Origin of the sequence: Flavobacterium sp. XGLA_31 (genome assembly GCF_051547105.1) — a bacterium.
GTDB lineage: Bacteria > Bacteroidota > Bacteroidia > Flavobacteriales > Flavobacteriaceae > Flavobacterium.
Window position 1 is genome coordinate 178,343 of the sequence record NZ_JBPTTM010000003.1, and the last position, 25,617, is coordinate 203,959.

Consider the following 25,617-nt stretch of genomic DNA (forward strand, 5'->3'; position numbering starts at 1 on the left):
GCAGCAATGGAAATCTAGGCGATATCCAGATTTTCAATAATCAGATTTTCGCCTCGGGTCGTATGCAGTTTGTATCGTGGAATCGCTTTATTAATTGCTTCAAAAAAAGTGCGGGAGCAATCTTCTTCAAAACCGTCATGCAATTCGATGACAATTTTTTTCACCTTTGGAAGCCACTCTTCATAATGGTTTAAAAAAAGTTGTTTTTCACTGGCTTCAATATCCAGTTTTAAAATATCAATACAATCAATCTGATATTTCTTCATTAAGCTGTGAATCGAAATGGCGGGAATGGTTCCGTTTTCAGGGTCTTCTTCCACAACCACACCCCATTTTCCGCGGTTGTATTTGTCGTATACCTTTAATTTTGTATCGGTGTTCCAAATCCCGTAATTTTCAAAAAAAACATCCTGATAAGGCGAAGCGTTTTTTTTCAATTCCATGAAATTATCCCCGTCGGGTTCTATCGCAATAATTTTGGCATCAGGATATTTGTTCTTCATCAATACGGTAAACAAACCAATATTGGCACCACCGTCAATAATTATTTTCGGATTTCGAACGCTTACATTGTATTGGTTATCCAAAAAAATGTCGCGAAAAGTGATGGCATCTGAAGTGCCGGGGCGCAATGAAATAGGGTATTTTATAGCAGGAAGTTTTACCTTTTCAGTAAAACCGGCCTGAAATTTTATAAAGAGCCACAGCCCCTTGAACAAACCGAAGTTCAGGCAAAATTTTGCTGCTAATTTAACTTTCTTCATCTTTTCTTTTAAGGAGCGTGTGATAAAAAATTACACTCTCACGATATTGGCTCCAAGCGCACGAAGTCTTTCATCAATACGCTCATACCCACGGTCAATTTGCTCAATGTTTTGAATGGTTGAAGTACCTTTAGCAGAAAGAGCGGCAATTAACAACGAGATTCCCGCACGAATATCGGGTGAAGACATCGTGGTAGCTTTCAACTGCGATTTAAAATCGTGTCCCATCACCACGGCTCGGTGCGGATCACACAACATGATTTTGGCCCCCATATCAATCAATTTGTCCACGAAGAACAAACGGCTTTCAAACATTTTTTGGTGAATCAACACATCTCCGTTGGCCTGCGTGGCCACTACCAGAACAATACTCAACAAATCGGGAGTAAAGCCCGGCCAAGGGGCATCTGCTATGGTGAGTATAGAACCGTCAATATCGGTTTTTACAGTATAGCCTTTGGTGTGCGCCGGTATATAAATATCATCTCCTTTTTTCTCTAAGGTAATCCCCAGTTTTCGGAATACATTCGGAATAACCCCTAGATTATCCCAACTCACATTTTTAATGGTGATTTCACTACGGGTCATCGCCGCTAATCCAATCCACGAACCAATTTCAATCATATCCGGCAAAATTCGGTGTTCACAACCTCCTAATTTTTCTACTCCTTCAATGGTCAATAAGTTAGAGCCTACTCCTTTGATTTTGGCACCCATGGAGTTCAGCATTTTACACAACTGTTGCAAATAGGGTTCGCAGGCTGCATTGTAAATAGTGGTGGTTCCTTCAGCTAAAACGGCTGCCATAACAATATTGGCCGTTCCGGTTACCGAGGCTTCATCCAATAACATATAAGTTCCTTTCAAACGGGTTTTGGTTTCTACACCATAGAAATGGTCTTCTCTTTCGTAACGGAATTTGGCACCCAAATTAATAAACCCTTCAAAGTGGGTATCTAATCTTCTTCTTCCGATTTTATCTCCTCCCGGTTTTGGAATGTATCCACAACCAAATCGGGCTAAAAGCGGTCCAACAATCATAATGGAACCTCTTAAACTACCTCCTTCTTTTTTAAAGGCTTCGGTCTTTAAATAATCAACATTCACCTCATCTGCCTGGAAGGTATAATCTCCGGGGCCGTTTTTTTGAATTTTCACCCCTAAATTTCCCAGCAAAACGATTAGTTTGTTCACATCGATAATATCCGGTATATTGGTAACTCTAACTTTTTCTGAAGTCAATAAGGCAGGACACAAAACCTGCAAGGCTTCATTTTTTGCTCCTTGTGGTTGAACTTCTCCTTTGAGTGGAATGCCGCCTTCTATTTTAAATGTTCCCATAGTTCTTTATAATGAAAAGTCGCAAAATGAGAAAGATGCAAAGCTGGTGAATAATTTACACTGTAACTCTGCTACTTTAAAACCCTGCAACTATTTTTGATTGTTATTGTTTTTTTGAAAATTCTTTTTGCCGTTTTTATTCTTGTTTTGTTTGTTGTTGTTTTGCTGCGGCATGTTTTTATTCGACATCTTTTTGTTGGTCCGCATCAAATCGGTGGTGTTCAACAATTCTTCTGTACTTTGCAGCAAGTTAAGTTTGCCTTCTGACAACTCATACAAATGTTCAAAAATCACGGCATCGGTTACCGTGTCTTTGTTCCAACTCAAATACGATTTCTTCATGTGATTGGCAATTACTTTTACCAATGCATTTTTCATCTCCCCTTCTTCCCAGCTGTTGGCTACATCAATCATGTACTTGATATTGTTACCATAAAAACGATATTTCGGATTTTTTTGTGGGTAAGGCAAGCGTTCCGGCTTCAAATGAATCATTTCTTTGGTCGGAATCGGATAAGGAGAATCCACATCCAATTTAAAATCAGACATGATGAATATCTGATCCCAAAGTTTGTGCTGAAAATCGGGAACATCACGCAAATGGGGATTCAAACTTCCCATCACCTGAATAATGTATTGAGCGGCCTTATTGCGTTCTTCTTTGGTGGAAATCAACGTAGCTTGGTCAATCAGCTTTTGTAAATGCCGTCCGTATTCCGGAATAATCAAATGCGGACGTTCCGCATTGTACTCCAAAAAATGGACTACATCACTAGCCTTTTCTTTGATATATTTCTCTCCCATTATAGTGAAATTATGCCTTCAATTCCTGAAACCTCAATGTATTTCTCCACCACGCTTTCCGGACTTTCCATCATCACATTCACCGAGAGACTGGTGTACTTTCCGGTTTTGGATTGTGTTGTTTGTATCACGGCACCCATATTGTCAAAGGCATTCTCTACCTCTTCCACTTTTTTAGGGTCGGTAGGCACAATAAACTTGTAAAGATACTCACTGGGCCAAGTTGATGTATTGTTCAACTCTTCGCGCAATCTTGTATAAAATTCTTCCGTCTTCTTATCCATTCATTCAAAAATAAAAGCAAATATACAGTATTGATTTAGATTTTTAAGCACAATTCTACTCGGTTTTAAGTTTTTTTTGAGCAATACACAAGGGCTTGTTCCCCAAACCATTTTCCCGCTTTCCGCGCTGCACGGCAGACTGCTTCAATCGGGGCTAAACAGCCAACTCTTGGCGCTTTGGAACACGACTAAAATAAAAAATCAAAACCCTTTCGCAATTCTAATTAGTTTCAATAAATTTGCGGCTTATTTTTCCAAAATCGTGAAAAAAGAACTCATAGTCATCACCGGCGGTCCCGGCACCGGTAAAACCACCATCATCGATGCACTCATCGAACAGGGCTATGCATGTTTCCCGGAAATATCGAGACAAATCACACTCGAAGCCAAAAAACAGGGAATCGAACAATTGTTCCTTGAAAAACCATTGCTATTCAGCGAACTCCTATTGGAAGGAAGAAAAAAGCAACACCTTCAAGCCTCACAAGATCAGGCCGAAATTGTGTTTCTCGATCGCGGCATTCCCGATATATTAGCCTATATGCATTACATAGGCGACAGCTATCCGGCCTTTTTTGACCAAGCCGGCAAAGAGCACACCTACCACAAAGTTTTTGTACTTCCGCCTTGGGAAGAAATCTATGAAAGCGATGAAGCCCGGTATGAAAACTTTGAACAAGCCAAACTCATCTTTGAACATCTTAAAGAGACCTATCAAAAATACGGTTATGAGTTAATCGAAGTTCCGAGAGGCACTGTAGAAGAACGCATTCATTTCATCTTGAACCAACTCGCATAATTACACTTTTTGTGTAAAAGCAAGCCAATTCTTTTTTATACATTTATACCGGTTAAATTGTTTCCCTAACAAATTCGGGTGACACTATGCGTAATTGACAATTCATCATTTGAATACAGCCTTAGAAATTCTTCGAAAGTATTGGAAACACGATGCCTTCCGCGAACCGCAGCAAGACATCATTAATTCCGTTTTGGCAGGCAACGACACTTTCGCCTTAATGCCCACCGGAGGGGGCAAATCTGTTTGCTTTCAGGTACCCGTTATGATGCAGCCCGGTATCGGATTAGTCATTTCACCCTTAATTGCATTAATGAAAGACCAGGTTCAGCAGCTTCACAATAGGGGCATCAAGGCCATTGCCTTAACCGGAGGAATTCATCAGGATGAAATCATTGATCTGCTCGATAATTGCCAATTCGGTAACTACAAATTCCTCTACCTTTCCCCGGAAAGACTCCAAAACGAATGGATTGTAGAACGCATCAAAAATCTACCCATTAACCTTATCGCAGTTGACGAAGCTCACTGTGTATCACAATGGGGACACGATTTTCGACCGGCCTATCTTAAGATTGCCAAACTCAAAGAGCTTTTTCCTAAAGTCCCATTTTTGGCATTGACCGCCTCAGCAACAGCAAAGGTAAAAGAGGATATTATCGTACAATTGCAATTGCATAACCCCAAGATTTTCACCAAATCATTTTATCGCGAAAACATCGCTTACATGGTTTTTAAAACGGAAGACAAACTGCATTTATTGCAACAAATACTGCAAAAAAATCCGCAACCTTCCATCATTTATGTAACCAACCGAAAAGCTTGTCTTGAAACAGCTCAACAATTGGAAGCGCTGGGCTTCACCGCAACATTCTACCACGGTGGTTTAGCCAATAAAGACAAAAGTACTCACATGCAACGCTGGATGGATGAAGAGGTACAGATTATGGTGGCTACCAACGCCTTTGGAATGGGAATTGACAAAGCCAATGTCAAAACCATCATCCATTTGCATTTACCGCAAAATCTGGAAAATTATTATCAGGAAGCGGGACGAGCAGGACGAAACGGAGAGAAAGCTTTTGCGATTTTACTCAACAATCCGTCGGACATTTTACACGCCGAAGCACAATTTTTGAGCATCCTGCCGGATAAAACTTTTTTGAACGGCGTCTTTTCTAAATTATGCAACTATTTTCAGATTGCATACGGGGAAGGCATCGATGAACAATTTCGTTTTAATTTAAATCACTTTTGCAACAAATACAACTTTCCTACCCTCAAAACGTATAATGCTTTACAGTTTCTCGATCGCCAGGGAGTAATCACCCTCTCTCAGGAGTTTTCAGAGAAAATAAGTGTACAATTTATCATTCCTTCCAAAGAAGTGATTCGCTACATGAGCCTCAATCCCAGTGATGAGGCAATCATCTTAACCCTCCTGCGGACCTACCCGGGTATCTATGACATGCAAACCGCGATTAATCCGCCGTTAGTCGCCAAAAAATCAAATCATCCCGAAACAAAAGTGCTTTCACTTTTACAAAAACTCAAAGAGAAAGCAATCATTGAAATGACGGCCAAAAACAACGATGCTACAATTACCTTCAACGAAGTCAGGGAAGACGAGCGTACCATTAACCGGATTGCAAAACATTTGCAGACGCAAAATAAATCAAAGCATGAGCAATTGTTGGCTGTGCTTCAGTACTGTAATGACACCCAAACTTGTAAGCAAAAAGTTCTAATGCAGTACTTTGGAGAAACAATAAAGAAAGATTGTGGTATTTGCTCCTTTTGTATTACCCAAAAAACAAAATCCAAAAAATCGGAAACCCTTGCTGAAAAAATCATCGAATTACTGAAAATACAAGACTTCAATTCAAGAGATATTCAAAAACTAACCAAATTTCCGAAAGACGATGTTATCTTTGCACTTCAAAATTTACTGGAGGACAATACCATTTGTATCAAATCAAATAATGTATACTCTTTAAAATAAGTCCCTGAACTAAATTCAGCAACAAATGGAAAAATTACGCATTGTTTTCATGGGAACACCCGAGTTCGCCGTGGGCATTTTGGATACCATCATTAAAAACAATTACGAAGTCGTAGGAGTAATAACCGCTGCAGACAAACCTGCCGGTCGCGGGCAAAAAATGAAATACTCCGCCGTCAAAGAATACGCTTTGGAGCACAACCTAAGGTTGTTGCAGCCAACCAACTTAAAAGACGAAACCTTTTTAGCCGAATTACGAAGCCTGAATGCGAATTTACAGGTTGTTGTGGCCTTCCGGATGTTGCCTGAAGTGGTTTGGCGCATGCCAAAATTAGGAACCTTTAATTTACATGCTTCACTATTGCCCAACTACCGCGGCGCTGCTCCTATTAATTGGGCTATTATTAACGGCGAAACCAAAACGGGAGTGACTACCTTCTTTATTGATGACAAGATTGACACCGGTGCGATGCTGCTGAGCAAAAAAATTGAGATTGCGCCCAATGAAAATGCCGGACAATTACATGACCGCCTGATGGATTTAGGAAGCACGGCCGTAATCGAAACGCTGGCACTAATTGAAAAAGGAAATGTCTCCACTACACTCCAACAGGATAATCCTGAAATAAAAACGGCTTATAAACTCAACCGGGAAAATTGCAAAATTGACTGGAATCAATCGGCTGAAACCATTCACAACTTAATTCGTGGGCTTTCCCCATATCCAGCAGCTTGGTGCATCTTTAAAAACAACCAGGAAGAATGGAATGTAAAAATATACGAAGCAAGCATTTCAATTGAAAATCATCATTATAAAACGGGACAAATTATAACCACAAAAAAAGAAATGAAAATCGCGGTAAAAAACGGTTACATAAATATCTTAAGTCTCCAACTCCCCGGAAAGAAAAAAATGCAAACTCAGGAGCTTTTAAACGGGGTTGCATTTTCCATCACAGCTCAGGCAGAATAGGAGCTCAAGGCGTTTTTTAAGTGAAACTATCGATAAACAACATTGGTTTATCAACAAAAAAACCAAGTTATCAACAAAAAAATGAAAAAAACGCCAAAACGCTTGTGTAGTAAGGAATTCCTATTAAATTTGTTATCATTAACAAAATGTTTAACCAACAATTAATAACTAACATTATGAACAAATCAGAATTAATCGATGCAATTGCAGCTGACGCTGGAATCACAAAAGCGGCTGCAAAATTAGCTTTAGAATCATTTTTAGGAAATGTAGGTGGTACTTTGAAAAAAGGCGGAAGAGTATCTTTAGTAGGATTCGGTTCTTGGTCAGTATCTAAAAGAGCTGCTAGAGACGGAAGAAACCCTCAAACTGGCAAAACTATTAAAATTGCTGCTAAAAATGTAGTTAAATTCAAAGCTGGTGCTGAATTAGACGGAGCAGTAAACTAATAATTAGTTCTTCTGATATACAAAAGCCACATCAAATGATGTGGCTTTTTTTAGTTTTTACAGCAAAAAATTAGTTTTTTTAAACAGTTTTTATTAGCTTTAATGAAAATTTAGATGAATAATGATTTCAGAAAAATTAAAAAAAGGACAATTATTAATAGCCGAACCATCTATTATTGGTGATTTGTCTTTTAATCGATCCGTAATTTTACTGGCAGATCATAATAAAGAAGGTTCCGTGGGTTTCATTCTGAACAAACCGCTGAAATATACTATTAGGGATTTGTTACCTGAAATCGATTCTAAATTTAAAATATACAACGGCGGTCCGGTAGAGCAAGACAACTTGTATTTTATTCACAATGTTCCTAATCTGATTCCTAACAGTGTTGAGATTGCCAATGGTATTTTTTGGGGAGGTGATTTTGAATTAACCAAAGAATTAATCAACTCCGGCGCAATCAAGAAAAAAAATATCCGCTTCTTTTTAGGTTACACTGGTTGGGATGCCGAGCAATTGGAAAATGAGATGCAGGCTAACTCTTGGATATTGACGAAAAATGCTTATGAAAACAAGATTTTAGGCAAGGCGTCAATTCATTTCTGGAAAGAAAAAATCATAGAATTGGGCGGAGAATACCTGATCTGGTCTAATGCTCCCGAAAACCCAATACTGAATTAAGCTTCAATACCCTCATTCAACCTATCCAACAACTGCTCAGACAGTGTAACTTCAAATTCTTTTTTTCGGTATTTTGTTATGGGTTGAATCCCAACTATTACATTGGTCAGAAATAATTCATCTGCCTTTTGCAAATCAAACGGAGAAATTGGTTCTTCCGAGAGGTGAATACCATCAATTTTTTTAGCCAAGCTTATAATTTGTTTTCTCATCACACCATTCAAACAACCTTCGCTAACGGGAGGTGTTATGAGTGTATTTCCCATCCGCATGAATAAATTACCATTAGTTCCTTCTACTACATTTTTATCTTGATTAATTAACAGACATGAATCCAAATCATTTTCTGAAGCAAAAATACTAGCCGTAACTTGAATCATTTTATTGTTGGTTTTTAAAGTGGAAAGCAACTGTTTGGAAACCGAAAAATCTTTGTACAAATCCACTTCAAACTTATCTTTTGACAATCGGTACTTTTTATTTTCCTGCTCCAATGCCTGAATCACAAATGAAACAGAGTTATCTGTAGGAGCATAAAACCCTCCTTCATTTCTAAAAACGGTTAATCGTACTCGGGCAGAATCTTGTAGTCCAATCGCTCCAACCAGAAGCATAACCTGCTCTTCAAGATACTCCATAGTAAAGGTCATGGGAATTTCCATTCGAACAATTCGCATGGAAGCCATCAGTCTGAAATAGTGATCTTCGAAAAATAAAATTTTACTATTGACAATTTTCATGGTTTCAAACACACCATCTCCATAAAGAAAAGAGCGGTTTGAAAAAGACAATTGTGCTGTTGAGTTCTGAATAATACCGTTAAAATTTACCATAAAAAAAGTCCCGTTTTTAGCGGGACAAATATACTGCAATTAACCCTAGTTATATAGAGCCTATAACATGTTTTAAATCTGAAATTTGATTCTCCCATAATAATTTTGCTTCTGCAATTTCGTCTTCTTCTGCAAAATCAACCACCATTAGAGAAACATCTTTAGTAATCTCATCTTCTAAAATTCTCAGTTCAAAATAATATTCCGTATCCTTTTTGGAATCATCAACCCATTTGAATTTCACTTTTTCTCCTGTTTTCTTGGACGCTAAACGTGCATTTTCCTCCGTATCATTCCATACAAAGGTAAAAAACTCACCTCTTGAATTTACATTATCGGCAAACCATTCCTGCAATCCTGAAGGAGTAGAAATGTATTGGTACAGCAATTGAGGGGAAGAGTTTAAAGGAAACTCAAGCTCATAACGAATTTTATTATCCATAATTCTGAACAAATTTTTTGGAAATATATAGAATATAACGTCAAAAAAAAAGCCTTTTTAAAAAATAAAAAAAATAAGCACTTTAAGTTTGCAACCCTAAATATATATTTTATATTTGCACCCGCATTCAGGGAATGCCGACTAATGGCGAGGTAGCTCAGTCGGTTAGAGCGCAGGATTCATAACCCTGAGGTCGGGAGTTCAAATCTCCCTCTCGCTACAAAGTAAAAAGGCTTGGAAAAATTCCAAGCCTTTTTTTATTGCCATTTATTTTCATCCTCTCATTTTATAATCTACTGATATCCAAACCTTGCTAGTTTATCTATTTAACTGTAAAGCAATTTATTTTGTAAGTTTTTTATATAAATAATTATATAATTTATGCATTTCATCGATTATTTGTTGCTTTTTATCGATAAATAAATTTTCCTTTCTACTTTTGGAGTGTCAAACAAGTCAAACAAGACGAATTCTTTTAAAATAATAATTCATTAAAACCCCAAACTATGAAAAAATTATTACTTAACTCCGGAAAAAAATGCATCCTGCTATTCGCTTTGCTAATAACATTGGTATCGGAAGGGCAAAACCTATATGATTCGGCCGGAACAATAATTTGGGATGCTACACTAAACACTGGCTACAACAATAATGTGACTAAAATTGGAAGAGACGATTTGGTCAGTTTAAACCAAAAGCAATTCGTAAGTATCAGCACTCCGTCTTTCGGGATTGGATTGGGGACGATTACTTCTTCTAATGCAACAAATACGAACACCTTTGGTAGTGACCGAATGTTTTTGGTATGGGGAGACAATAATGCAAGCATGAATGACTCGGGAAGTGATCTTGTTTTAACTTTCGGCGGAACATCAGGTGTTACTACCACTACTGATTTACCCAGTAAAAGATGGAAAATTGTAGAAACTGGTGGAGATGTAAACACTACAAAAGTAGCAATTGCAACTAGTGCTTTCAGCGGATTACCAGCTCTATCCGGAAACGATGCCTATGTGATGATTATCGCGAGTGACGCTTCGTTTACAACTAATGTAGAAACGGTATTCCTATCTGCAAACGGCTCAAATCAGGAAGCTCTATTTGATTTTGACGGCACACAATATTTTACTTTCGGGATAGCTCATGAAACGGTGACTTCAAAAAGTTTGACTTTTAACGGCATCGACAATATCATGAAAATGGGCAATACGAATAATCTGGCCAGTCAGTTTAGCATGATGGCATGGATTAGACCTACCGGGCAAAATGCCACAGCAACTGACAGAACCATAGCATCAAAATATGATGGTTCCAATGGTTTTAGAATGTTTTTGACAACTGACAATAAAATTCATGTCATGTGGGACGGTGTTACACATTTAACATCAAGCGTTACGTTACCTTTTAATCAATGGCATAATGTAGCTATCGTATACAACGGTACCAATGTTAAACTTTATATTGACGGTGTTGTGGACACAAGTGTTGTGACAGTTGCTCCAAACACCAATTCTAACACATTCTCTATTGGAGCAGAATACAAAAACAAAACTATAACAAAAAACTATTTTAAAGGAGACATTGATGAATTTAAAATATGGAATAAAGCATTGACAATAACTCAAATTCGGTTTATGCTTAACCAGGAGATTTTGCAAAATGGAACTTCTTCAAAAGGAGCTGTTTTATCCGGTATAACCAGAAACGATATCAGTGGAATAAACTGGGTCAATTTGACCGCATATTACACCATGAATTCTTTTATAGGGACAACTGTAAATGACGACTCAAGTTACAACAACAGAGGAAATGTGTTTTCTTCCAGCAAAGTAACCGTTGATACACAAACTGCGCCACTTCCTTACAAAAGCTCAGCCAATGGGTTATGGTCTGACTCCTCAACTTGGGCAAATGGTTCTATTCAATCAATTCCCGGAAGTGTCTCTATAGTAAACAATAGTGTTATCAATTGGAATATTGTTCAAACAAATCATAACATTAACTCTACCGGAAACAAACTATTAATGGGATTAATAGTTGCAAACAACACATTGTCTTTTACCAATGATACTAAAGTTAAAGTTTCACATTATTTGAAACTGAATGGGAAATTAGATCTTGTTGGAAGATCACAATTACTTCAGGATAACAACAGTGAATTGGACGTTAGCAGTTCAGGATATCTCGAACGTGACCAACAAGGGCAATCTAATAAATACAATTACAATTATTGGTCATCTCCGGTAAGTACTATCAACACAACTTCGGTAAACAATGGTTACACAGTATCCGCTGTTATGAAAGACGGTACTGACCCTAATGCTATTCAAAACATTCAATGGACCACCAGCATAGATGCCGTAGCCTCAAACCCAATCACACTGAGTGATTATTGGATATTCAAATTTCAAAACACAAATAATAACTTGGCTAATTGGTCGTACACAGGGCCCAATGGAACATTGTTAGCAGGACAAGGTTTCACATTGAAAGGTAGTGCGGCAGCAACGGCTAACCAAAACTATACTTTTGTTGGAAAACCGAATAATGGAACAATAACATCTCCTATTTCTGCCAATAACCTAAACTTATGTGGTAATCCGTACCCTTCAGCTCTTAATTCTGATTTATTTATAAAAGATAATCTGACTGCTATTACCGGAACACTTTATTTTTGGGAACAATATAGCACCAATGCCAGCCACATAATGCAACAATATCAAGGAGGTTATGCTACACGAACATTAGTAGGAGGCACTCCCCCTATTTCTCCTTCCGGAGTAAGCGGATTGGGTTCCAGCTCAAAAACTCCGGGAAAAAATATTCCGGTCGGGCAAGGCTTTTTTGTAACCGGATCGGCAACAGGAGGAAATATTGTATTCAAAAACAGCCATAGAGCTTTTATCAAAGAAAATCATGCTTCTTCATACACTTTATTCAAATCAAGTAATGCTACCGCTACAGTAGACAATGAATTCGATAACTCTGAGGACGAACAAACTGAAGAACCTTTTATAAAATTACGTCTGGGCTTTAACTCTTTCGATCAACATCACCGTCAAATTTTGCTTGGATTTATGAATGAAAATGCAACTTCAGGTTTTGATATGGGCTATGATGCCAAATCTATAGAAATACAAAGTGATGATATGTATTTCATGAACAACTCTGACAAATTAAACATTCAAGGTGACGGATACTTTAATGTAAACAATATATATCCTCTGGGAGTAGTCACTTCCTCACCAGGTGATGTGAGTTTTGTTCTTGACGAACAAGAAAACCTTCCTGAATCTCAAGAAGTGTATATTTATGACAGCTTAACTGACGTATACACCAGCATCAAAAACGAGCCGTTCACTATCAGTTTACCGGCAGGAAATGCTGACTATCGTTTCTCATTGCGTTTCAATAATCCTGCTGCATTAGGGGTTACCCATAACAACTTGGCCGATGGAATAACAGTATATCATTCCCAAGTCAACAACATGATTAACATTCAAAACAAAACCTTGGACGCACAGGTTAAAACGGTTTTAGTATACAATCTTATGGGACAAAATGTAGCTTCTTTCAAAGTGGACAACCAAGACCAAACCAATATACAATTACCGGTTACTACCCTTAATACTGGCGCTTATATTGTAAAAGTAACCACTGATAAAGGTGATACTACTAAAAAAATAGTTATAAAATAATTTTTTATAAAATCAGTAAAAACAAAACAGCTTTGAGATTGACTCCCTAAATCAGTCTCAAAGCTAAAAACAACCTAGCCTTTCCTAAATCATGAAAAAACCAGAATCTGTAACTAAAAGATATTTTAGTACATGGCTTATGCTGCTAGTATTCATAAATCTTTGCAACGGTCATAACAAAACATCATCGTACATATCTACGTCAAATGACCCTCAGAAAATGAATATTACGGATCAGTTTAAAAAAATCCGGTTGGGGTACAATTCCACCAATCAATACCACCGGCAAATTTTATTAGGATTTATGAACCAATATGCTACTTCGGGAATTGATGTAGGGTATGATGCTGTAAGTATAGATGATATTCCCAACGATATGTATTTCTTAAATAATGGTACAAAACTGAACATCCAAGGGGATGGATACTTTGACCCTGCCAAAATTTTCCCATTAGGAGTACGCAACGAAGTAGCCGGTACCGTCTCATTCGTTATTGACGGAAAAGCAAATTTCAGTGACTCGCAAAACTTTTACATATACGACCATGAAACTGGCTTGCACCACAATATAACTACCGCTCCTTTTCAAATTGAATTAGAATCAGGCACTTTTGACAATCGGTTTTCATTATGCTTCCAAGCCCTCACAACATTAAGCGCGACAGAAAATGAACAATTGACCAACAGTATTTCAATCATTCATTCGCAGGCCAATCATATGTTGAATATTAAAAATCAATCAACAGAAACGACTATAAACAAAGTTGAATTATACAATATAATGGGTCAAAAAGTAACCGATTGGAAGGTGGAATCTCAAAATCAAACCAATATGGAGTTCCCCATTACGGGCATCAGTTCCGGAACATATGTAGTACAACTAACTACCAATGCCGGGCCGCTAAGTAAAAAGATTGTGGTAAATGCCGTCGGCGACAGCAAAAAAGCTAAAAAAACCAACACGGTCTTATGTGAAGATCAATAAACCAAAACCAAAAAAACGTTAAACCTATGCTTCTTTTATTTCTATATATAACAACCAAAAAAATTCCGGCAATGGAAGCTTTATATACTAAAGCGAACTCCATCAGAAACACCAAATTCAAATGGTAGCTGATTATTGTCCCGCTTAGCTTTTCGTCTTTATTGCAGCTTTTGCAACAATTGTTCCAATGACAATTGCAGTTGCTCTCCTGTGTTTAAATCCTTCAACGTGTAGCCTGCCTCAGTAATTTCTTTGACAATAAAAGGAATAGCTCTGTTTTTCACATGTTTAAATTGCTTATCTTCTTTGGCTGCATCAGGATACATTTCGGCTTTGATGTTGTGATTTCTCAAAAAAGTAACGGCCTTCATAGCGGCAAAAGCATGCACCTCGTTATAGTTCAAAAACAACACTTTGGTAGCTGTAGTAACCGTTTCGGGGAAAAGATTCAACTCTTCCAGCACCAGATATATTCTATCCAAACCAAAAGAAATTCCCACACCACTCATGTTTTTCAAACCGAAAATCCCGGTCAAATCATCATAACGGCCGCCACCACCTATAGACCCCATGGCCACTCCCGTTGGGGCTGCCACTTCAAAAATAGCACCGGTATAATAGTTCAGACCTCGGGCCAAGGTCACATCTAAATCAAGATGGGCTTTTTTCAATCCTAATTGGGTCACGTTGTCACAAATAAAACGCAACTCCTCAATACCTTTCATTCCTTCTTCAGAATCAGCAAGCAGAGTAGACAGTTTTTCCAACTTTTCCTCTATGGTTCCAGTAAAACTGAACAAAGGCTGTACTTTCAACAGAGCATCTTCAGAAATTCCTTTTTCAAGCATTTCCTTTTTTACTCCCTCCTCGCCTATCTTGTCGAGTTTGTCCAACGCAACGGTAAAATCAATCAACTTATCCGAAGCACCTATAACTTCAGCAATACCTGAAAGCACCTTACGGTTATTAATCTTGATAGTGACTCCGTTCAATCCCAACGAAGCAAAAACCGAGTCGTACAACTGCACCAACTCTACTTCCTGCCACAACGAGGTGGAACCCACCACATCGGCATCACACTGATAAAACTCTCTGAATCTTCCTTTCTGTGGACGATCAGCACGCCAAACGGGTTGAATTTGGTAGCGCTTAAACGGAAACTCAATCTCGCTTTGATGCTGCACCACATAACGGGCAAAAGGTACGGTCAAGTCGTAACGTAGGGCTTTTTCGGAAATCTTTCCGGTAAGTTTTTTGTAATTTATGGCTTGTAATTCCTCAGTAGGAACCTTATCCAAATAGTCGCCCGAATTCAATATCTTAAAAATCAAACGGTCTCCTTCTTCTCCATATTTTCCCATAAGGGTTTCGGAGTTTTCAAAAGAAGGCGTTTCTATGGGTTGGTAACCAAATTTTTCAAAATGCTGACGCATAATGCTCATGATATAGTTACGCTTAGATACCTCAGCAGGTGAAAAGTCTCTGGTGCCTTTAGGAATACTTGGTTTTTGTGCCATTATTAAGTAAGGAATTAAGATTTAAGACTTAGGAATTGGCTTGACTTGACAAATCCCGAATCGCTTTGCAAATATCTTATTTTTAAAACTATTTTGTACAGCACAAGCAATAATCTTGTAACAAATACTGTATTTTAGTGTCAAATTTGCGTTATGATTGGATTATTCAGAGAAAATGTCAAAATCGCATTGGGTTCTATCCGAACCCAGTTACTGCGCACCATCCTCACGGTCATTATTATAGCCATAGGAATCACCGCTTTGGTAGGCATTCTGACTGTCGTAACCGCCATTGATTACAACCTGAATTCGAGCTTTGCGTCTATGGGCTCTAACACTTTTAACATCAGTCAATACGAGAGCCGTAGCCGACAACACGGAGGCAATGAAGTGGAAAAGGTAAATCCCATCATTACTTACCCCGAAGCCCGAGCTTTTAAAGAACATTATAACTATCCGTTTACTCAAACTTCACTATCGTTTGTAGCCACCTCTTCAGCAGAAGTGAAATATGAAAACAAAAAAACAGACCCCGAGATTTCTGTCTTAGGGATTGACGAATACTATCTGCCTAATACGGGAACCGAAGTAACCAACGGCCGTAACTTTAATGTTTTTGACATTTCCAACAACGTCTATTCGTGTATTGTAGGGTCTGATTTTGCCACGAAAGGCTTGTTCAAAGACGTTAATCCTATTGGGAAAACGCTTTCAATACGAGGTGCCAAGTTCAAAGTTATAGGAGTGTTAAAAGAAAAAGGCTCTACGTTCGGCAACAGTCAGGATTTAAGAGTAATGATTCCTATTCAGGTAGCACGTTCTATGTTTTCGGCACCAAACATCAACTATACATTGAGCTCCATGATTAGCAAAACCGAATTGCTAAATGAAGCTGTAGACAATGCCTTAATCACGATGCGTAAAATACGAAAACTTAACCCGGTAGAAGAAAACAATTTTGCGATTTCCCGCAGTGATGATTTAATCAACCGTATAGCGGAACTTACCAGTTTCTTAGGCTGGTCCGCTTGGATAATGGGTATCATTACCATCTTGGGATCTTCCATTGCTTTGATGAATATTATGGTGGTTTCGGTAACCGAAAGAACCCGTGAAATAGGCGTTCGAAAAGCATTGGGCGCTAACAGAAGAACCATTGCCATGCAGTTTTTTGTAGAAACCTTAACGATTGGACAACTGGGCGGTGTCTTGGGAATTATTTTTGGTATCTTAATCGGCTACATCATCTGTTCTATTGCAGGCTGGGATTTTGTGATTCCGTGGGGAGCTATGATGGCCGCTTTTGTTACCAGTTTCATTGTCGCATTGGTTTCTGGCTTATATCCTGCCATTAAGGCCGCCAACCTTGATCCTATTGAAGCGTTGCGCTACGAATAAGTCGCAGACAACATCCTGTCATTGCCGTAAATATCTTTGAGCAATGTCACTTGCTGAAACCCCAAATCTTTGAGTAACTGTGCAGTTTCTTTTCCTAAATACTGATTAATTTCAAAATACAGCCATCCGTTTGGTTTCAGATTCTTTTGGGCCAGTTGGGCAATTTTACGATAAAAAATCAAAGCATCTTCATCATCGACAAACAAAGCCAAGTGGGGTTCATGCGCCAAAACATTCGGTTTGATTTCGGTCTTTTCCAAATTGCGCACATAAGGAGGATTGGAGACGATAATGTCAAACTGCTGTTCTAAATCTTCGGTCTCCAAAATGTTCTTCAAAAGAAAATTGACTTTTACCTGATTGTTCTCGGCATTTCTTCGGGCTGTTGCCAAAGCTGCTTCCGAAACATCAATCGCATGCACCGCTGAAGCGGAAATGTTCTTTGCTAATGCAATCGAAATACAACCGGATCCTGTTCCTATATCCAATATTGTAATCGGATTAGATTCCATAACTTTAAAAACATTGGACAAAATCAATTCTACCAATTCTTCTGTTTCCGGTCTTGGTATCAGCACATTTTCATTGACTAAAAAAGGCAACCCATAAAATTCCGTTTCGCCTAATAAGTATTGAATCGGTTTTTGTTTTTGGAGTTCTGAAATTATAGCGTTCCATTCTGAAAGTTTAGTTTCTTCCAGCAGCGTTTCGGCTGCCAAAGCCAAGTCGATGCGTTTCAGCCGGTGTAGTTTTTCCAAAATCAAATAAAAGAAACTATCCACTTCCTGCTCATCATAAATGGGAAGCAATTCTTTTCTGAAATAATCTCTGTATTCTTTAAGCAACATTATAAAGTCTTTATCATCCATACCGGACAGGTTGTATGACCGGTATTCCCCAAAGGTTCGCAAAGGTATTCAAATCCGATCTTTTGATACAAATGTTGAGCTGTCAGCATTTCGGGCAAAGTTTCCAAATAGCATTTTTCATAACCGAATTCGGTTGCTTTTTCCAAACACTTTTGAATCATTCGTAAGCCAACACCTTGGCCTCGAAGTTCCTGCAGAAAATACATTTTTTGTAACTCGCAAATATTTTTATTTGAATTTTCCAGCTGACTGATACCCGCTCCGCCTGCAATTTTCCCGTCAAGTTCAACCACAAAATAAACAGCACGAGGCTTGTCATAGGTTTCAAACATAAAATCCAATTGAGTATCAGCAAAAGCAGTTCCGGTCTTTGGATAACCGTCCGTTACAAAAACTTCACGTATCACCGAGGCTATCTGTGGGTTATCTTGCTTTTGGATTTCTCTTATGACAATGCTGTTCATTCTAAAAGTAATAGCTTATTTTTGTGAGGTGAAGATACATGAAACGCCAACGACTAACAAGATTTATAACAATAAATTCAAAGGCGTTCCTGACGACCTTAGACAAAAATGAAATCAACGGAAGAAATTTACATAAAGCGCTGCATTCAGTTAGCTAAAAATGGCTTGGGAACTACCTACCCCAATCCGCTGGTGGGTAGTGTCATTGTACACAATGGCAAAATCATTGGGGAAGGATGGCACCGAAAAGCCGGTGAACCTCATGCCGAAGTGAATGCTGTGAACTCGGTAAAAGACAAATCGCTTTTGACGAAGTCCACAATTTACGTTTCGTTAGAACCGTGTAGTCATTTTGGCAAAACACCGCCTTGCTGTGATTTAATTATTGCACACCAAATCCCAAATGTGGTGATTGGAACCGTCGATCCGAACGGCCAAGTATCGGGCACCGGAATTCAGAGACTCAGAGATCACGGCTGTAATGTTACGGTAGGAGTTTTAGAAAGCGAATGCCACGAACTCAACAAACGATTTTTCACTTTTCACAACAAGCAGCGTCCGTACATCATATTAAAATGGGCTGAAAGTCGGGACGGATTCTTAGCCCCGTTACGTAAAGACAAACAAGAGCCCGTTTGGATTTCTAACAAGTTTTCACGTCAATTAGCACACAAATGGCGAAGTGAAGAGCAGGCCATTTTAGTGGGAACCCAAACGGTTTTAGATGACAATCCCAAGTTAGACGTCAGAGATTGGAGTGGAAAAAGTCCAATCCGTATTGTTTTGGACAGGAGTGGAAAGATTAGTAAAAACCACTATGTAAAGGATGAAAAAAACAAAACCATCATCATAACGGAACAACAAAATTTAACATCCGGTGAAAATCTTCAATTTGAAAGTATTATCTTTGATACAAAGCTAACCAAGAAAATTATCGCTATTACGCATCAATACAACATCCAATCTGTAATTATTGAAGGTGGAAAACAAACACTCCAGACGTTTATCGATGACAATCTTTGGGATGAAGCAAGAGTTTTTATTGGAAACATCTTTTTAGAAGACGGTTTAAAAGCACCAATATTAAAAGAACCTTTCCAAGCAGAAAAAATAAAAGACGACGAACTTAAACTTTTTTTCAACCATGATTAACACTATAATTTTCGATTTTGGAGATGTATTCATTAATCTTGAAAAGGACGCTTCTATTAATGAGTTCAAAAAATTAGGGCTGGATGGCCCCAACGAAGATTTGTTAGCATGTAATGATTTATTTGAAAAAGGAAAAATAACCGAACTGCAATTTATCGAAACGTTTTTTAAGTTCATTCCCAAAGCAACTATTCATGATGTACGAAATGCATGGAACGCTTCTATAGGAGATTTTCCGTTATATCGTTTGGAATTCTTGCAAATGCTGGCCTCGCGTTATCGACTTTTTTTATTAACCAATACCGATTCCATTCACATCAGTCGCTTTGAACACAAAGTAGGCATGTCTTTTTATACTGATTTTTATCGTTGTTTTGAAAAAGTATATTACTCCTATGAAATGGGTATGCGAAAACCCGACCCGGAAATTTTCAACACATTAATCCGAAAACATGATTTATCGCCAAAACGAACTTTGTTTGTTGATGATAAAAAAACCAACACAGATGTGGCAGAGAGCCTAGGTTTACATGTTTGGAATTTACAGGTTGGAACCGATGATGTGGTAAATTTATTTGACCAAAAACACATTCCATTCTAGGTTTTGAACATTTCAGACACTTATAAAACGCTGGCTAATCCTTCACCCGAAATCCTTTATAAAGAAAAAAACAGCAAGTTTTTCGGTTATGCATTCCCTGTAACCACCGAAGAGGAAATCAAACAACATTTGGAAAAATTACAAAAGCAGCATTTTGGGGCGGTTCACTTTTGTTATGCTTTTCAATTAGGAACCGAAAAAATCTATTTCAGAGCCAATGATGACGGTGAACCAAGCAATTCGGCCGGAATGCCAATATACGGACAAATACAATCTTTTGGTCTGACCAACATTCTGATTGTAGTGGTTCGCTTTTTTGGAGGAGTCAAGTTAGGCGTTGGCGGGCTAATTTCTGCCTACCGAACAGCAGCGCAAATGGCTCTCGAAGAGGCTGAAATTATCGAAAGAACAATTGATGTTCAGCTGCAAATTTCTTTTGATTATAAAAACATGAACAAAGTCATGCGAGTGATTAAAGAAAAAAACCTCAAAATCATAAGACAAACCATGGAGGAAAGTTGTCAAATTATAATTGCCACACGAAAAAAAAATGCCGAAACGGTGTTCGACATTTTTAATTCTTTATTCGAAATTGAAGTAAAAAAAGTTTAACTTTTATCAGTCCTTTAATACCTCTAAAATATAATCCGGCGGAGCAATCGGTTTCCCTAAATTCATATCAACAAAAACCAACAAAAATTGGGCTGTTGTTAATAACTCCTCTTTTTCGTTTCGGATTTCACAATCAAATTCTATCTTTACAGAACTCTGGCTTTTAAATTTGGTGATTACTGTAAGTAAGTCATCATAACGCGCTGGTTTTTTGTAATTTATAGTCATTGAAACGATGGGAAGCGCAATTCCGTTTTCTTCGAGCGATTTATATGAAATCCCTTTGTTTCTAAGCCATTCCACCCGTCCCATCTCAAAATAAGGTATATAATTCCCATGATAAACCACACTCATTTGATCGGTTTCAGAATACCGAACTCTAACTTGAATTTTATGTTCTTTCATCTATATTTTTAAGCAGTTAATCTAGTTTTTAAAATCTTATTACGACAATATTTTTAAAAAATCAACACCAATTAAATTTTTTTTAACGAATTTTATTCACATATTTGTTATCCCGAAAAACAGGACTGTTTTTACCAATTTTCCTGTCAAAAAAACCTATAAATAATTACAATAATTTTAAACACAATATGAGCAAAACTGCGCAATCGGTATGGGAAAACTGTCTTTTATTCATAAAAGACAACATTCAAGAGCAAGCTTTTAAAACTTGGTTTGAACCGATTAAATCAGTCGAGCTTACTGACAATGCATTATACATTCAAGTACCGAGTAAATTTTTCTACGAATGGCTTGAGGAGCATTATGTGAAATTATTGAAAGTGGCGTTAACTAAAGAACTTGGTAAAAACGCAAAGTTACTCTATAAAATTAAAATGGAAAACACTTATGGCAATAAACAACCGTTTACGGAACAGTTGCCAAGTGCACACCGCAGTCCGATAAAATCACAAGACGTTGACGCGCCATTCAAGAACCTGAATCCTGAATTAAAAAATCCTTTTGTAATTCCCGGAATTCGAAACTTAAAAATTGAGTCACAACTTAATCCGAATTATAGTTTTGATAATTTTCTGGAAGGGGATTCAAACCGTTTGGCCCGTTCTGCGGGTATGGCTGTAGCCAATAAACCGGGAGGAACCTCGTTCAATCCGCTATTGATTTTTGGTGGTGTTGGTTTGGGGAAAACGCACTTAGCCCACGCTATTGGAGTGGAAATTAAAGATAAATATCCTGAAAAAACTGTTTTATACATCTCCGCTGAAGTTTTCACCCAACAGTATATAGATTCTGTTAAGAAAAACAACAGAAACGACTTCATCCATTTCTACCAATTGATAGACGTATTGATTATTGATGACGTTCAATTCCTTTCCGGAAAATCAGGAACGCAGGATGTATTCTTCCATATTTTCAATTACTTACACCAAAACGGCAAACAAGTAATCCTGACTTCAGACAAAGCACCTGTGGACATGCAAGACATCGAACAACGTTTATTGTCTCGTTTCAAATGGGGATTGTCTGCCGAGTTACACCAACCGGATTACGAAACCAGAATTTCTATCCTAAAAAACATTCTCTACCGAGACGGTGTGGAAATGCCGGAAGAAATTGTAGAATATGTAGCCAGAAACATCAAATCGAACGTAAGAGAGTTAGAAGGCGCTATCATTTCGCTGATTGCTCAATCTTCTTTCAACAAAAAAGAAGTGACTTTGGATTTGGCTAAAAGTGTAGTGGAAAAATTCGTTAAGAATGTAAAACGAGAAATTTCAATAGACTACATCCAAAAGGTAGTTTCGGACTATTTTCAATTGGATGTCGACACACTACAGTCCAAAACCAGAAAGCGACATGTGGTGCAAGCCCGTCAACTGGCCATGTTTTTTGCAAAAAAATTCACTAAATCCTCTTTGGCCAACATTGGTTCACAAATTGGCGACCGTGATCATGCTACCGTTCTACATGCCTGCAAAACTGTTGACAACCTAGTTTCAACCGACAAACAGTTCAAAAAGTTTGTAGAAGATATTCACAAAAAATTATCGCTGTAATTGGCTTTTTGACTAAGTTTGCAACTTAGAAAACAATAATATGCCCGTTAAAATTCTGATGGTTTGTCTAGGAAACATTTGCCGATCTCCCTTGGCAGAAGGTATTTTAGCCTCAAAACTCCCATCAGACAAATTCATTGTTGACTCCGCCGGAACGGGAGCCTACCATATTGGCAAACAACCTGATATGCGGTCAATCACTACAGCCCAAAAACATGGCTTAAATATTACCTATCAAAAAGCAAGACAATTTTCTTCAAAAGATTTTGACGATTTCGATTATATTTTTGCCATGGATAATTCCAACTATGACAACATCATGGAATTGGCAAAAACTGAAGCTGACAAAGAAAAAGTAGATATGATCTTGAATTATCTGTTCCCGGGCGAAAATGTTGATGTTCCCGATCCCTATTATGGATTGCAAAATGGCTTCGATATGGTTTATGAAATGCTGGATGAAACTTGTGAAATCCTAGCCCAAAAACTGATAGAAAAACATTCTTAAAATGCTTTAGCATTTCATTTTATACATAAAAATCACACCTAAAAACAGATGAAACCGGTTACGCTCAAAGGAAAGCTTTATTTGATACCGACCACTTTGGGAGAAATGAACCCGCATGATGTATTGCCTCAGACTGTTAAAAGAGCCATTGACTTCATAGATTACTACATTGTAGAAAATGAAAAGACTGCCCGAAAATTCATTAAAGCGATTCAACCTGAAAAAGCACAGCCGAGTTTAAAAATATCTACTCTTAACAAACATACTAAAGTTACCGATTACAACCTGATGCTAGCGCCTTGCCTAAGCGGCATAAATGTTGGCTTAATGAGCGAAGCCGGATGCCCCGGAGTTGCTGATCCCGGAGCCGCTATAGTAAAAATTGCACATGAAAACGGAATTCAGGTTGTTCCACTAGTAGGTCCTTCTTCTATTTTATTGGCGATGATGGGTTCGGGAATGAACGGTCAAAGTTTTGCTTTCAACGGCTACCTTCCTATTGATAAAGGGGAAAAAAAATCAGCTTTGAAAAATTACGAGAAGCTTTCTCATGATAAAAATCAATCTCAGATTTTCATAGAAACCCCTTATCGAAACAACAAATTACTGGAAGATTTTCTGCAAACGTTACAGCCTAACACCCTTTTGTGTATTGCCAGTGACATTACACTACCTACGGAATACATCAAGACATTACGGGTGGCCGATTGGAAAAAAACAAAGGTCGATTTACACAATCGACCTACTATTTTTATCATTCACAAAATATAAATTAATCTACTCTGGCGTTTTTGACGGCTTTGATTCCTTTGGTCTCGTAGCCTCCAAAATCTTTTAAATACGTTTTGACTGAGGTTCCGTAATCGTCCTTGCACTTCTTCTCCCCATTAGAGTTAAGAAATCGTTTTACCGAACCGGTTCCGCCTAAATGTGCAGCCGCTAAAATTCCTGACTCAGTGATTTTTACTCCATCGACGATTTTACCATCGAAATAATCAATATAATCCTGAAGCTCGTATTTATTTTTGGACAGCAAAGCGATAAATGCTTTTTCCTGAAGCTTAGGGTTGTTTAAAAAGCCTACACTATCATGAATCCCAATAGACTTAAGGGTTTCGGCACCAAATTGATACTTACCCATGTATCCTAATGAATTAATTTTTCTGTATTTTCCTTGGGATTCCTTATGAGCCAAAGCTTCCTTGAAGCCAATAAAAAATCTTCCGGTAAACGGGATTTTAAGAGTTACGTAGTCGATATAATTTTGAGATGGAAAAATATAAGATAATCCGCTATTTTCATCAAAACGAAAACCGTCTTTGATTTGAGAAGTATAAGGTTTAAAACCAGAGCTTATAAAAGCTACTGTGAGTAGAATGGCGATGTAAAAAATTCCTTTTTTTATCATTAATTGTTATTTCTCAAGCGCTGTCACCGACATGAAATTTACGGCTGCAAATATACAACTAATTTTATAAAATTGAATATCAAGCAGTTAAACTACTTCAAAAGTAGATTAAATGCATTTTTGAACCGCCGTTCCCCTTGATTTCAAAGGCAGGAGCGGGAATCTTAATAGTATTGAAAATTGTTAAAATTGTCTTAACAAAATGGGATTTTGTTTCAATTTTAGTCAAATCAACGTCAAGACTGAGGTAAAATTGACGGTATCTTTTGTTCTCATAAGAGGAAATAGTATCAACAAATTTATCATTTCCGGTTATCATTCCCTCGGCACCATATCCCAATGCAATGTTCAACCATTTTGGAAACTTGGTTCCTTTGACAAACGAATAAATATTACCAGAAAGCCAATAGGTTTGCCCATTGTAATCTTTTAAGATTTGCTCTTGTATGGAACTACCCAAAACCTCAGGTCTTTGAGAAGCATATGTAGTAGTATGAAAAGAAAATTTAGGCACGATTCGTTGCTCCTGCCATAACAATTCCTGAGACACAAATAAAGCTGTTCCCGAAACATTAGCCACAACATCTCCCATTGAAGCTCCCCAATTGGCCGAATAACCATCAAAAACCTCAACGGTAGTCATAAAAGCCAATCCTAGGGTTGAGCCATAAATAAGTTGTGATTTTCTGTCGCACCCTGACCATCTCAAAGCTTGGGCTCCAAAACTTCCCAAATGATAGGACGAAAAAATATGTCCTGCTTTATCCATCTGCAACCATTCTGCATTATCATTAATAAAGTGAAAATTAGACCTGGGATAATCGGCGTACCAAACCTGATTCAATGCAATCAAGGTTCCTGTTCCCAAAGCTGCTTCAGAAAGAACAATTGTTTTGAGTCGTTTCTTGTTTAGAGTATCAGAGGGTTTTAAAAAAAGTGCAACTGAGTTTTGTGCTACAACAAAACTTGTAAAAAAGAACCATACAATTATGTAGCACCTTGTCTTCAAAA

Annotated in this window: 26 protein-coding genes and 1 tRNA gene; 15 read left to right on the forward strand and 12 right to left on the reverse strand. The window is 37.8% G+C overall.

Translation table 11 applies throughout. The annotated features are described in order from the left end of the window. Positions 1 to 14: 14 nt before the first annotated feature. From ACSVH6_RS07365 to ACSVH6_RS07380, 4 genes are all read right to left on the reverse strand, one after another. Positions 15 to 764, reverse strand: a complete 750-nt coding sequence (locus tag ACSVH6_RS07365; protein WP_438077060.1) for an FkbM family methyltransferase — start codon at positions 762 to 764, stop codon at positions 15 to 17. Positions 765 to 794: 30 nt separating this feature from the next. After that, positions 795 to 2,105, reverse strand: coding sequence for a UDP-N-acetylglucosamine 1-carboxyvinyltransferase (gene murA / locus ACSVH6_RS07370; RefSeq protein WP_438077062.1), 1,311 nt, complete (start codon positions 2,103 to 2,105; stop codon positions 795 to 797). A 90-nt stretch (positions 2,106 to 2,195) separates the two neighbouring features. Continuing rightward, positions 2,196 to 2,909, reverse strand: coding sequence for a DUF4290 domain-containing protein (locus tag ACSVH6_RS07375; protein ID WP_438077064.1), 714 nt, complete (start codon positions 2,907 to 2,909; stop codon positions 2,196 to 2,198). Then, positions 2,909 to 3,193 carry a DUF493 family protein gene (locus ACSVH6_RS07380; RefSeq protein WP_438077065.1) on the reverse strand — a complete coding sequence of 95 codons (285 nt, stop codon included), beginning with the start codon at positions 3,191 to 3,193 and terminating at the stop codon, positions 2,909 to 2,911. The genes ACSVH6_RS07375 and ACSVH6_RS07380 overlap by 1 nt, the downstream gene beginning before the upstream one ends. A 262-nt stretch (positions 3,194 to 3,455) precedes the next feature. On the opposite strand from ACSVH6_RS07380, the gene ACSVH6_RS07385 reads away from it, so the two are divergent. From ACSVH6_RS07385 to ACSVH6_RS07405, 5 genes are all read left to right on the forward strand, one after another. Then, positions 3,456 to 3,992 (forward strand): AAA family ATPase, encoded by a 537-nt coding sequence (locus ACSVH6_RS07385; protein ID WP_438077067.1) that lies wholly within the window; start codon positions 3,456 to 3,458, stop codon positions 3,990 to 3,992. Positions 3,993 to 4,101: 109 nt separating this feature from the next. Beyond that, positions 4,102 to 5,994, forward strand: a complete 1,893-nt coding sequence (locus ACSVH6_RS07390; protein ID WP_438077558.1) for a RecQ family ATP-dependent DNA helicase — start codon at positions 4,102 to 4,104, stop codon at positions 5,992 to 5,994. 25 nt (positions 5,995 to 6,019) lie between these two features. Next, the gene (fmt, locus tag ACSVH6_RS07395; protein WP_438077069.1) at positions 6,020 to 6,967 is read left to right on the forward strand and encodes a methionyl-tRNA formyltransferase; all 948 of its coding nucleotides are present in this window, start codon (positions 6,020 to 6,022) and stop codon (positions 6,965 to 6,967) included. A 146-nt stretch (positions 6,968 to 7,113) separates the two neighbouring features. Then, the gene (locus ACSVH6_RS07400) at positions 7,114 to 7,416 is read left to right on the forward strand and encodes an HU family DNA-binding protein (protein ID WP_158592531.1); all 303 of its coding nucleotides are present in this window, start codon (positions 7,114 to 7,116) and stop codon (positions 7,414 to 7,416) included. 121 nt (positions 7,417 to 7,537) lie between these two features. Then, the gene (locus tag ACSVH6_RS07405; protein ID WP_438077070.1) at positions 7,538 to 8,098 is read left to right on the forward strand and encodes a YqgE/AlgH family protein; all 561 of its coding nucleotides are present in this window, start codon (positions 7,538 to 7,540) and stop codon (positions 8,096 to 8,098) included. Here the strand turns inward: ACSVH6_RS07405 and ACSVH6_RS07410 are convergent. Together ACSVH6_RS07410 and ACSVH6_RS07415 are read right to left on the reverse strand one after the other, a co-directional pair. Continuing rightward, the gene (locus ACSVH6_RS07410; RefSeq protein ID WP_438077072.1) at positions 8,095 to 8,931 is read right to left on the reverse strand and encodes an aminotransferase class IV; all 837 of its coding nucleotides are present in this window, start codon (positions 8,929 to 8,931) and stop codon (positions 8,095 to 8,097) included. The two genes, ACSVH6_RS07405 and ACSVH6_RS07410, sit on opposite strands and share 4 nt — an antisense overlap. A 49-nt stretch (positions 8,932 to 8,980) precedes the next feature. Continuing rightward, positions 8,981 to 9,373, reverse strand: coding sequence for an START-like domain-containing protein (locus tag ACSVH6_RS07415; protein WP_438077073.1), 393 nt, complete (start codon positions 9,371 to 9,373; stop codon positions 8,981 to 8,983). Positions 9,374 to 9,519: 146 nt separating this feature from the next. On the opposite strand from ACSVH6_RS07415, the gene ACSVH6_RS07420 reads away from it, so the two are divergent. From ACSVH6_RS07420 to ACSVH6_RS07430, 3 genes are all read left to right on the forward strand, one after another. Continuing rightward, a tRNA-Met gene (locus ACSVH6_RS07420) sits at positions 9,520 to 9,593 on the forward strand. Positions 9,594 to 9,879: 286 nt separating this feature from the next. After that, positions 9,880 to 13,071 carry a LamG-like jellyroll fold domain-containing protein gene (locus tag ACSVH6_RS07425; protein WP_438077075.1) on the forward strand — a complete coding sequence of 1,064 codons (3,192 nt, stop codon included), beginning with the start codon at positions 9,880 to 9,882 and terminating at the stop codon, positions 13,069 to 13,071. Between the two features lie 220 nt (positions 13,072 to 13,291). Then, positions 13,292 to 14,056, forward strand: coding sequence for a T9SS type A sorting domain-containing protein (locus ACSVH6_RS07430; RefSeq protein ID WP_438077077.1), 765 nt, complete (start codon positions 13,292 to 13,294; stop codon positions 14,054 to 14,056). Between the two features lie 158 nt (positions 14,057 to 14,214). Here ACSVH6_RS07430 and hisS read toward each other — a convergent pair whose 3' ends face one another. Then, complete coding sequence (gene hisS, locus ACSVH6_RS07435; RefSeq protein WP_438077079.1) at positions 14,215 to 15,573, reverse strand: histidine--tRNA ligase; 1,359 nt, start codon at positions 15,571 to 15,573, stop codon at positions 14,215 to 14,217. A 153-nt stretch (positions 15,574 to 15,726) separates the two neighbouring features. Between hisS and ACSVH6_RS07440 the strand changes: the two genes are divergently transcribed. Continuing rightward, positions 15,727 to 16,971, forward strand: coding sequence for an ABC transporter permease (locus ACSVH6_RS07440; protein WP_438077081.1), 1,245 nt, complete (start codon positions 15,727 to 15,729; stop codon positions 16,969 to 16,971). Here ACSVH6_RS07440 and prmC read toward each other — a convergent pair. Together prmC and ACSVH6_RS07450 are read right to left on the reverse strand one after the other, a co-directional pair. Continuing rightward, a complete protein-coding gene (gene prmC / locus ACSVH6_RS07445) occupies positions 16,962 to 17,819 on the reverse strand; it encodes a peptide chain release factor N(5)-glutamine methyltransferase (protein ID WP_438077561.1) in 858 nt (285 codons plus the stop codon). The genes ACSVH6_RS07440 and prmC overlap by 10 nt on opposite strands. Continuing rightward, positions 17,819 to 18,304: a GNAT family N-acetyltransferase gene (locus ACSVH6_RS07450; RefSeq protein WP_438077083.1), complete on the reverse strand. Its 486-nt coding sequence runs from the start codon at positions 18,302 to 18,304 to the stop codon at positions 17,819 to 17,821. The genes prmC and ACSVH6_RS07450 overlap by 1 nt, the downstream gene beginning before the upstream one ends. 108 nt (positions 18,305 to 18,412) lie before the next feature. Here ACSVH6_RS07450 and ribD point away from each other — a divergent pair, with 108 nt between their 5' ends. From ribD to ACSVH6_RS07465, 3 genes are read left to right on the forward strand one after another with little or no spacing between them, the layout of a single operon-like run. Then, positions 18,413 to 19,456 (forward strand): bifunctional diaminohydroxyphosphoribosylaminopyrimidine deaminase/5-amino-6-(5-phosphoribosylamino)uracil reductase RibD, encoded by a 1,044-nt coding sequence (ribD, locus tag ACSVH6_RS07455; RefSeq protein WP_438077085.1) that lies wholly within the window; start codon positions 18,413 to 18,415, stop codon positions 19,454 to 19,456. Beyond that, positions 19,449 to 20,057 carry an HAD family hydrolase gene (locus ACSVH6_RS07460; protein WP_438077087.1) on the forward strand — a complete coding sequence of 203 codons (609 nt, stop codon included), beginning with the start codon at positions 19,449 to 19,451 and terminating at the stop codon, positions 20,055 to 20,057. Before ribD ends, ACSVH6_RS07460 begins: the two co-directional genes overlap by 8 nt. A gap of 3 nt (positions 20,058 to 20,060) precedes the next feature. Continuing rightward, on the forward strand, positions 20,061 to 20,669 hold the full coding sequence (locus tag ACSVH6_RS07465; RefSeq protein ID WP_438077089.1) for an IMPACT family protein: 609 nt from the start codon (positions 20,061 to 20,063) through the stop codon (positions 20,667 to 20,669). 6 nt (positions 20,670 to 20,675) lie between these two features. On the opposite strand, the gene ACSVH6_RS07470 is transcribed toward ACSVH6_RS07465, so the two are convergent. Further along, complete coding sequence (locus tag ACSVH6_RS07470) at positions 20,676 to 21,074, reverse strand: acyl-CoA thioesterase (RefSeq protein ID WP_438077091.1); 399 nt, start codon at positions 21,072 to 21,074, stop codon at positions 20,676 to 20,678. A gap of 188 nt (positions 21,075 to 21,262) precedes the next feature. Here ACSVH6_RS07470 and dnaA point away from each other — a divergent pair, with 188 nt between their 5' ends. The 3 genes from dnaA to ACSVH6_RS07485 are packed head-to-tail and all read left to right on the forward strand — an operon-like array spanning position 21,263 to position 23,969. After that, positions 21,263 to 22,690, forward strand: coding sequence for a chromosomal replication initiator protein DnaA (dnaA, locus tag ACSVH6_RS07475; protein WP_131475402.1), 1,428 nt, complete (start codon positions 21,263 to 21,265; stop codon positions 22,688 to 22,690). 40 nt (positions 22,691 to 22,730) lie between these two features. Then, positions 22,731 to 23,198 (forward strand): low molecular weight protein-tyrosine-phosphatase, encoded by a 468-nt coding sequence (locus ACSVH6_RS07480; protein WP_438077094.1) that lies wholly within the window; start codon positions 22,731 to 22,733, stop codon positions 23,196 to 23,198. A 48-nt stretch (positions 23,199 to 23,246) separates the two neighbouring features. Continuing rightward, complete coding sequence (locus ACSVH6_RS07485) at positions 23,247 to 23,969, forward strand: SAM-dependent methyltransferase (protein ID WP_438077095.1); 723 nt, start codon at positions 23,247 to 23,249, stop codon at positions 23,967 to 23,969. 1 nt (position 23,970) lies between these two features. Here ACSVH6_RS07485 and ACSVH6_RS07490 read toward each other — a convergent pair whose 3' ends face one another. Further along, a complete protein-coding gene (locus ACSVH6_RS07490; RefSeq protein WP_438077097.1) occupies positions 23,971 to 24,606 on the reverse strand; it encodes a peptidoglycan-binding protein LysM in 636 nt (211 codons plus the stop codon). A gap of 97 nt (positions 24,607 to 24,703) precedes the next feature. Next, positions 24,704 to 25,615 carry a DUF2279 domain-containing protein gene (locus ACSVH6_RS07495; RefSeq protein WP_438077099.1) on the reverse strand — a complete coding sequence of 304 codons (912 nt, stop codon included), beginning with the start codon at positions 25,613 to 25,615 and terminating at the stop codon, positions 24,704 to 24,706. Positions 25,616 to 25,617 lie beyond the last annotated feature (2 nt).

Excerpts from the sequence above, each read along its gene's own strand:
- ACSVH6_RS07365 (WP_438077060.1), bottom strand. The coding sequence starts at position 764 with ATGAAGAAAGTTAAATTAGCAGCAAAATTTTGCCTGAACTTCGGTTTG.
- murA (WP_438077062.1), bottom strand. The coding sequence starts at position 2,105 with ATGGGAACATTTAAAATAGAAGGCGGCATTCCACTCAAAGGAGAAGTT.
- ACSVH6_RS07375 (WP_438077064.1), bottom strand. The coding sequence starts at position 2,909 with ATGGGAGAGAAATATATCAAAGAAAAGGCTAGTGATGTAGTCCATTTT.
- ACSVH6_RS07380 (WP_438077065.1), bottom strand. The coding sequence starts at position 3,193 with ATGGATAAGAAGACGGAAGAATTTTATACAAGATTGCGCGAAGAGTTG.
- fmt (WP_438077069.1), top strand. The coding sequence starts at position 6,020 with ATGGAAAAATTACGCATTGTTTTCATGGGAACACCCGAGTTCGCCGTG.
- ACSVH6_RS07400 (WP_158592531.1), top strand. The coding sequence starts at position 7,114 with ATGTTTAACCAACAATTAATAACTAACATTATGAACAAATCAGAATTA.
- ACSVH6_RS07405 (WP_438077070.1), top strand. The coding sequence starts at position 7,538 with ATGATTTCAGAAAAATTAAAAAAAGGACAATTATTAATAGCCGAACCA.
- ACSVH6_RS07410 (WP_438077072.1), bottom strand. The coding sequence starts at position 8,931 with ATGGTAAATTTTAACGGTATTATTCAGAACTCAACAGCACAATTGTCT.
- ACSVH6_RS07415 (WP_438077073.1), bottom strand. The coding sequence starts at position 9,373 with ATGGATAATAAAATTCGTTATGAGCTTGAGTTTCCTTTAAACTCTTCC.
- ACSVH6_RS07425 (WP_438077075.1), top strand. The coding sequence starts at position 9,880 with ATGAAAAAATTATTACTTAACTCCGGAAAAAAATGCATCCTGCTATTC.
- ACSVH6_RS07430 (WP_438077077.1), top strand. The coding sequence starts at position 13,292 with ATGAATATTACGGATCAGTTTAAAAAAATCCGGTTGGGGTACAATTCC.
- hisS (WP_438077079.1), bottom strand. The coding sequence starts at position 15,573 with ATGGCACAAAAACCAAGTATTCCTAAAGGCACCAGAGACTTTTCACCT.
- ACSVH6_RS07440 (WP_438077081.1), top strand. The coding sequence starts at position 15,727 with ATGATTGGATTATTCAGAGAAAATGTCAAAATCGCATTGGGTTCTATC.
- prmC (WP_438077561.1), bottom strand. The coding sequence starts at position 17,819 with ATGTTGCTTAAAGAATACAGAGATTATTTCAGAAAAGAATTGCTTCCC.
- ACSVH6_RS07450 (WP_438077083.1), bottom strand. The coding sequence starts at position 18,304 with ATGAACAGCATTGTCATAAGAGAAATCCAAAAGCAAGATAACCCACAG.
- ribD (WP_438077085.1), top strand. The coding sequence starts at position 18,413 with ATGAAATCAACGGAAGAAATTTACATAAAGCGCTGCATTCAGTTAGCT.
- ACSVH6_RS07460 (WP_438077087.1), top strand. The coding sequence starts at position 19,449 with ATGATTAACACTATAATTTTCGATTTTGGAGATGTATTCATTAATCTT.
- ACSVH6_RS07470 (WP_438077091.1), bottom strand. The coding sequence starts at position 21,074 with ATGAAAGAACATAAAATTCAAGTTAGAGTTCGGTATTCTGAAACCGAT.
- dnaA (WP_131475402.1), top strand. The coding sequence starts at position 21,263 with ATGAGCAAAACTGCGCAATCGGTATGGGAAAACTGTCTTTTATTCATA.
- ACSVH6_RS07480 (WP_438077094.1), top strand. The coding sequence starts at position 22,731 with ATGCCCGTTAAAATTCTGATGGTTTGTCTAGGAAACATTTGCCGATCT.
- ACSVH6_RS07485 (WP_438077095.1), top strand. The coding sequence starts at position 23,247 with ATGAAACCGGTTACGCTCAAAGGAAAGCTTTATTTGATACCGACCACT.
- ACSVH6_RS07490 (WP_438077097.1), bottom strand. The coding sequence starts at position 24,606 with ATGATAAAAAAAGGAATTTTTTACATCGCCATTCTACTCACAGTAGCT.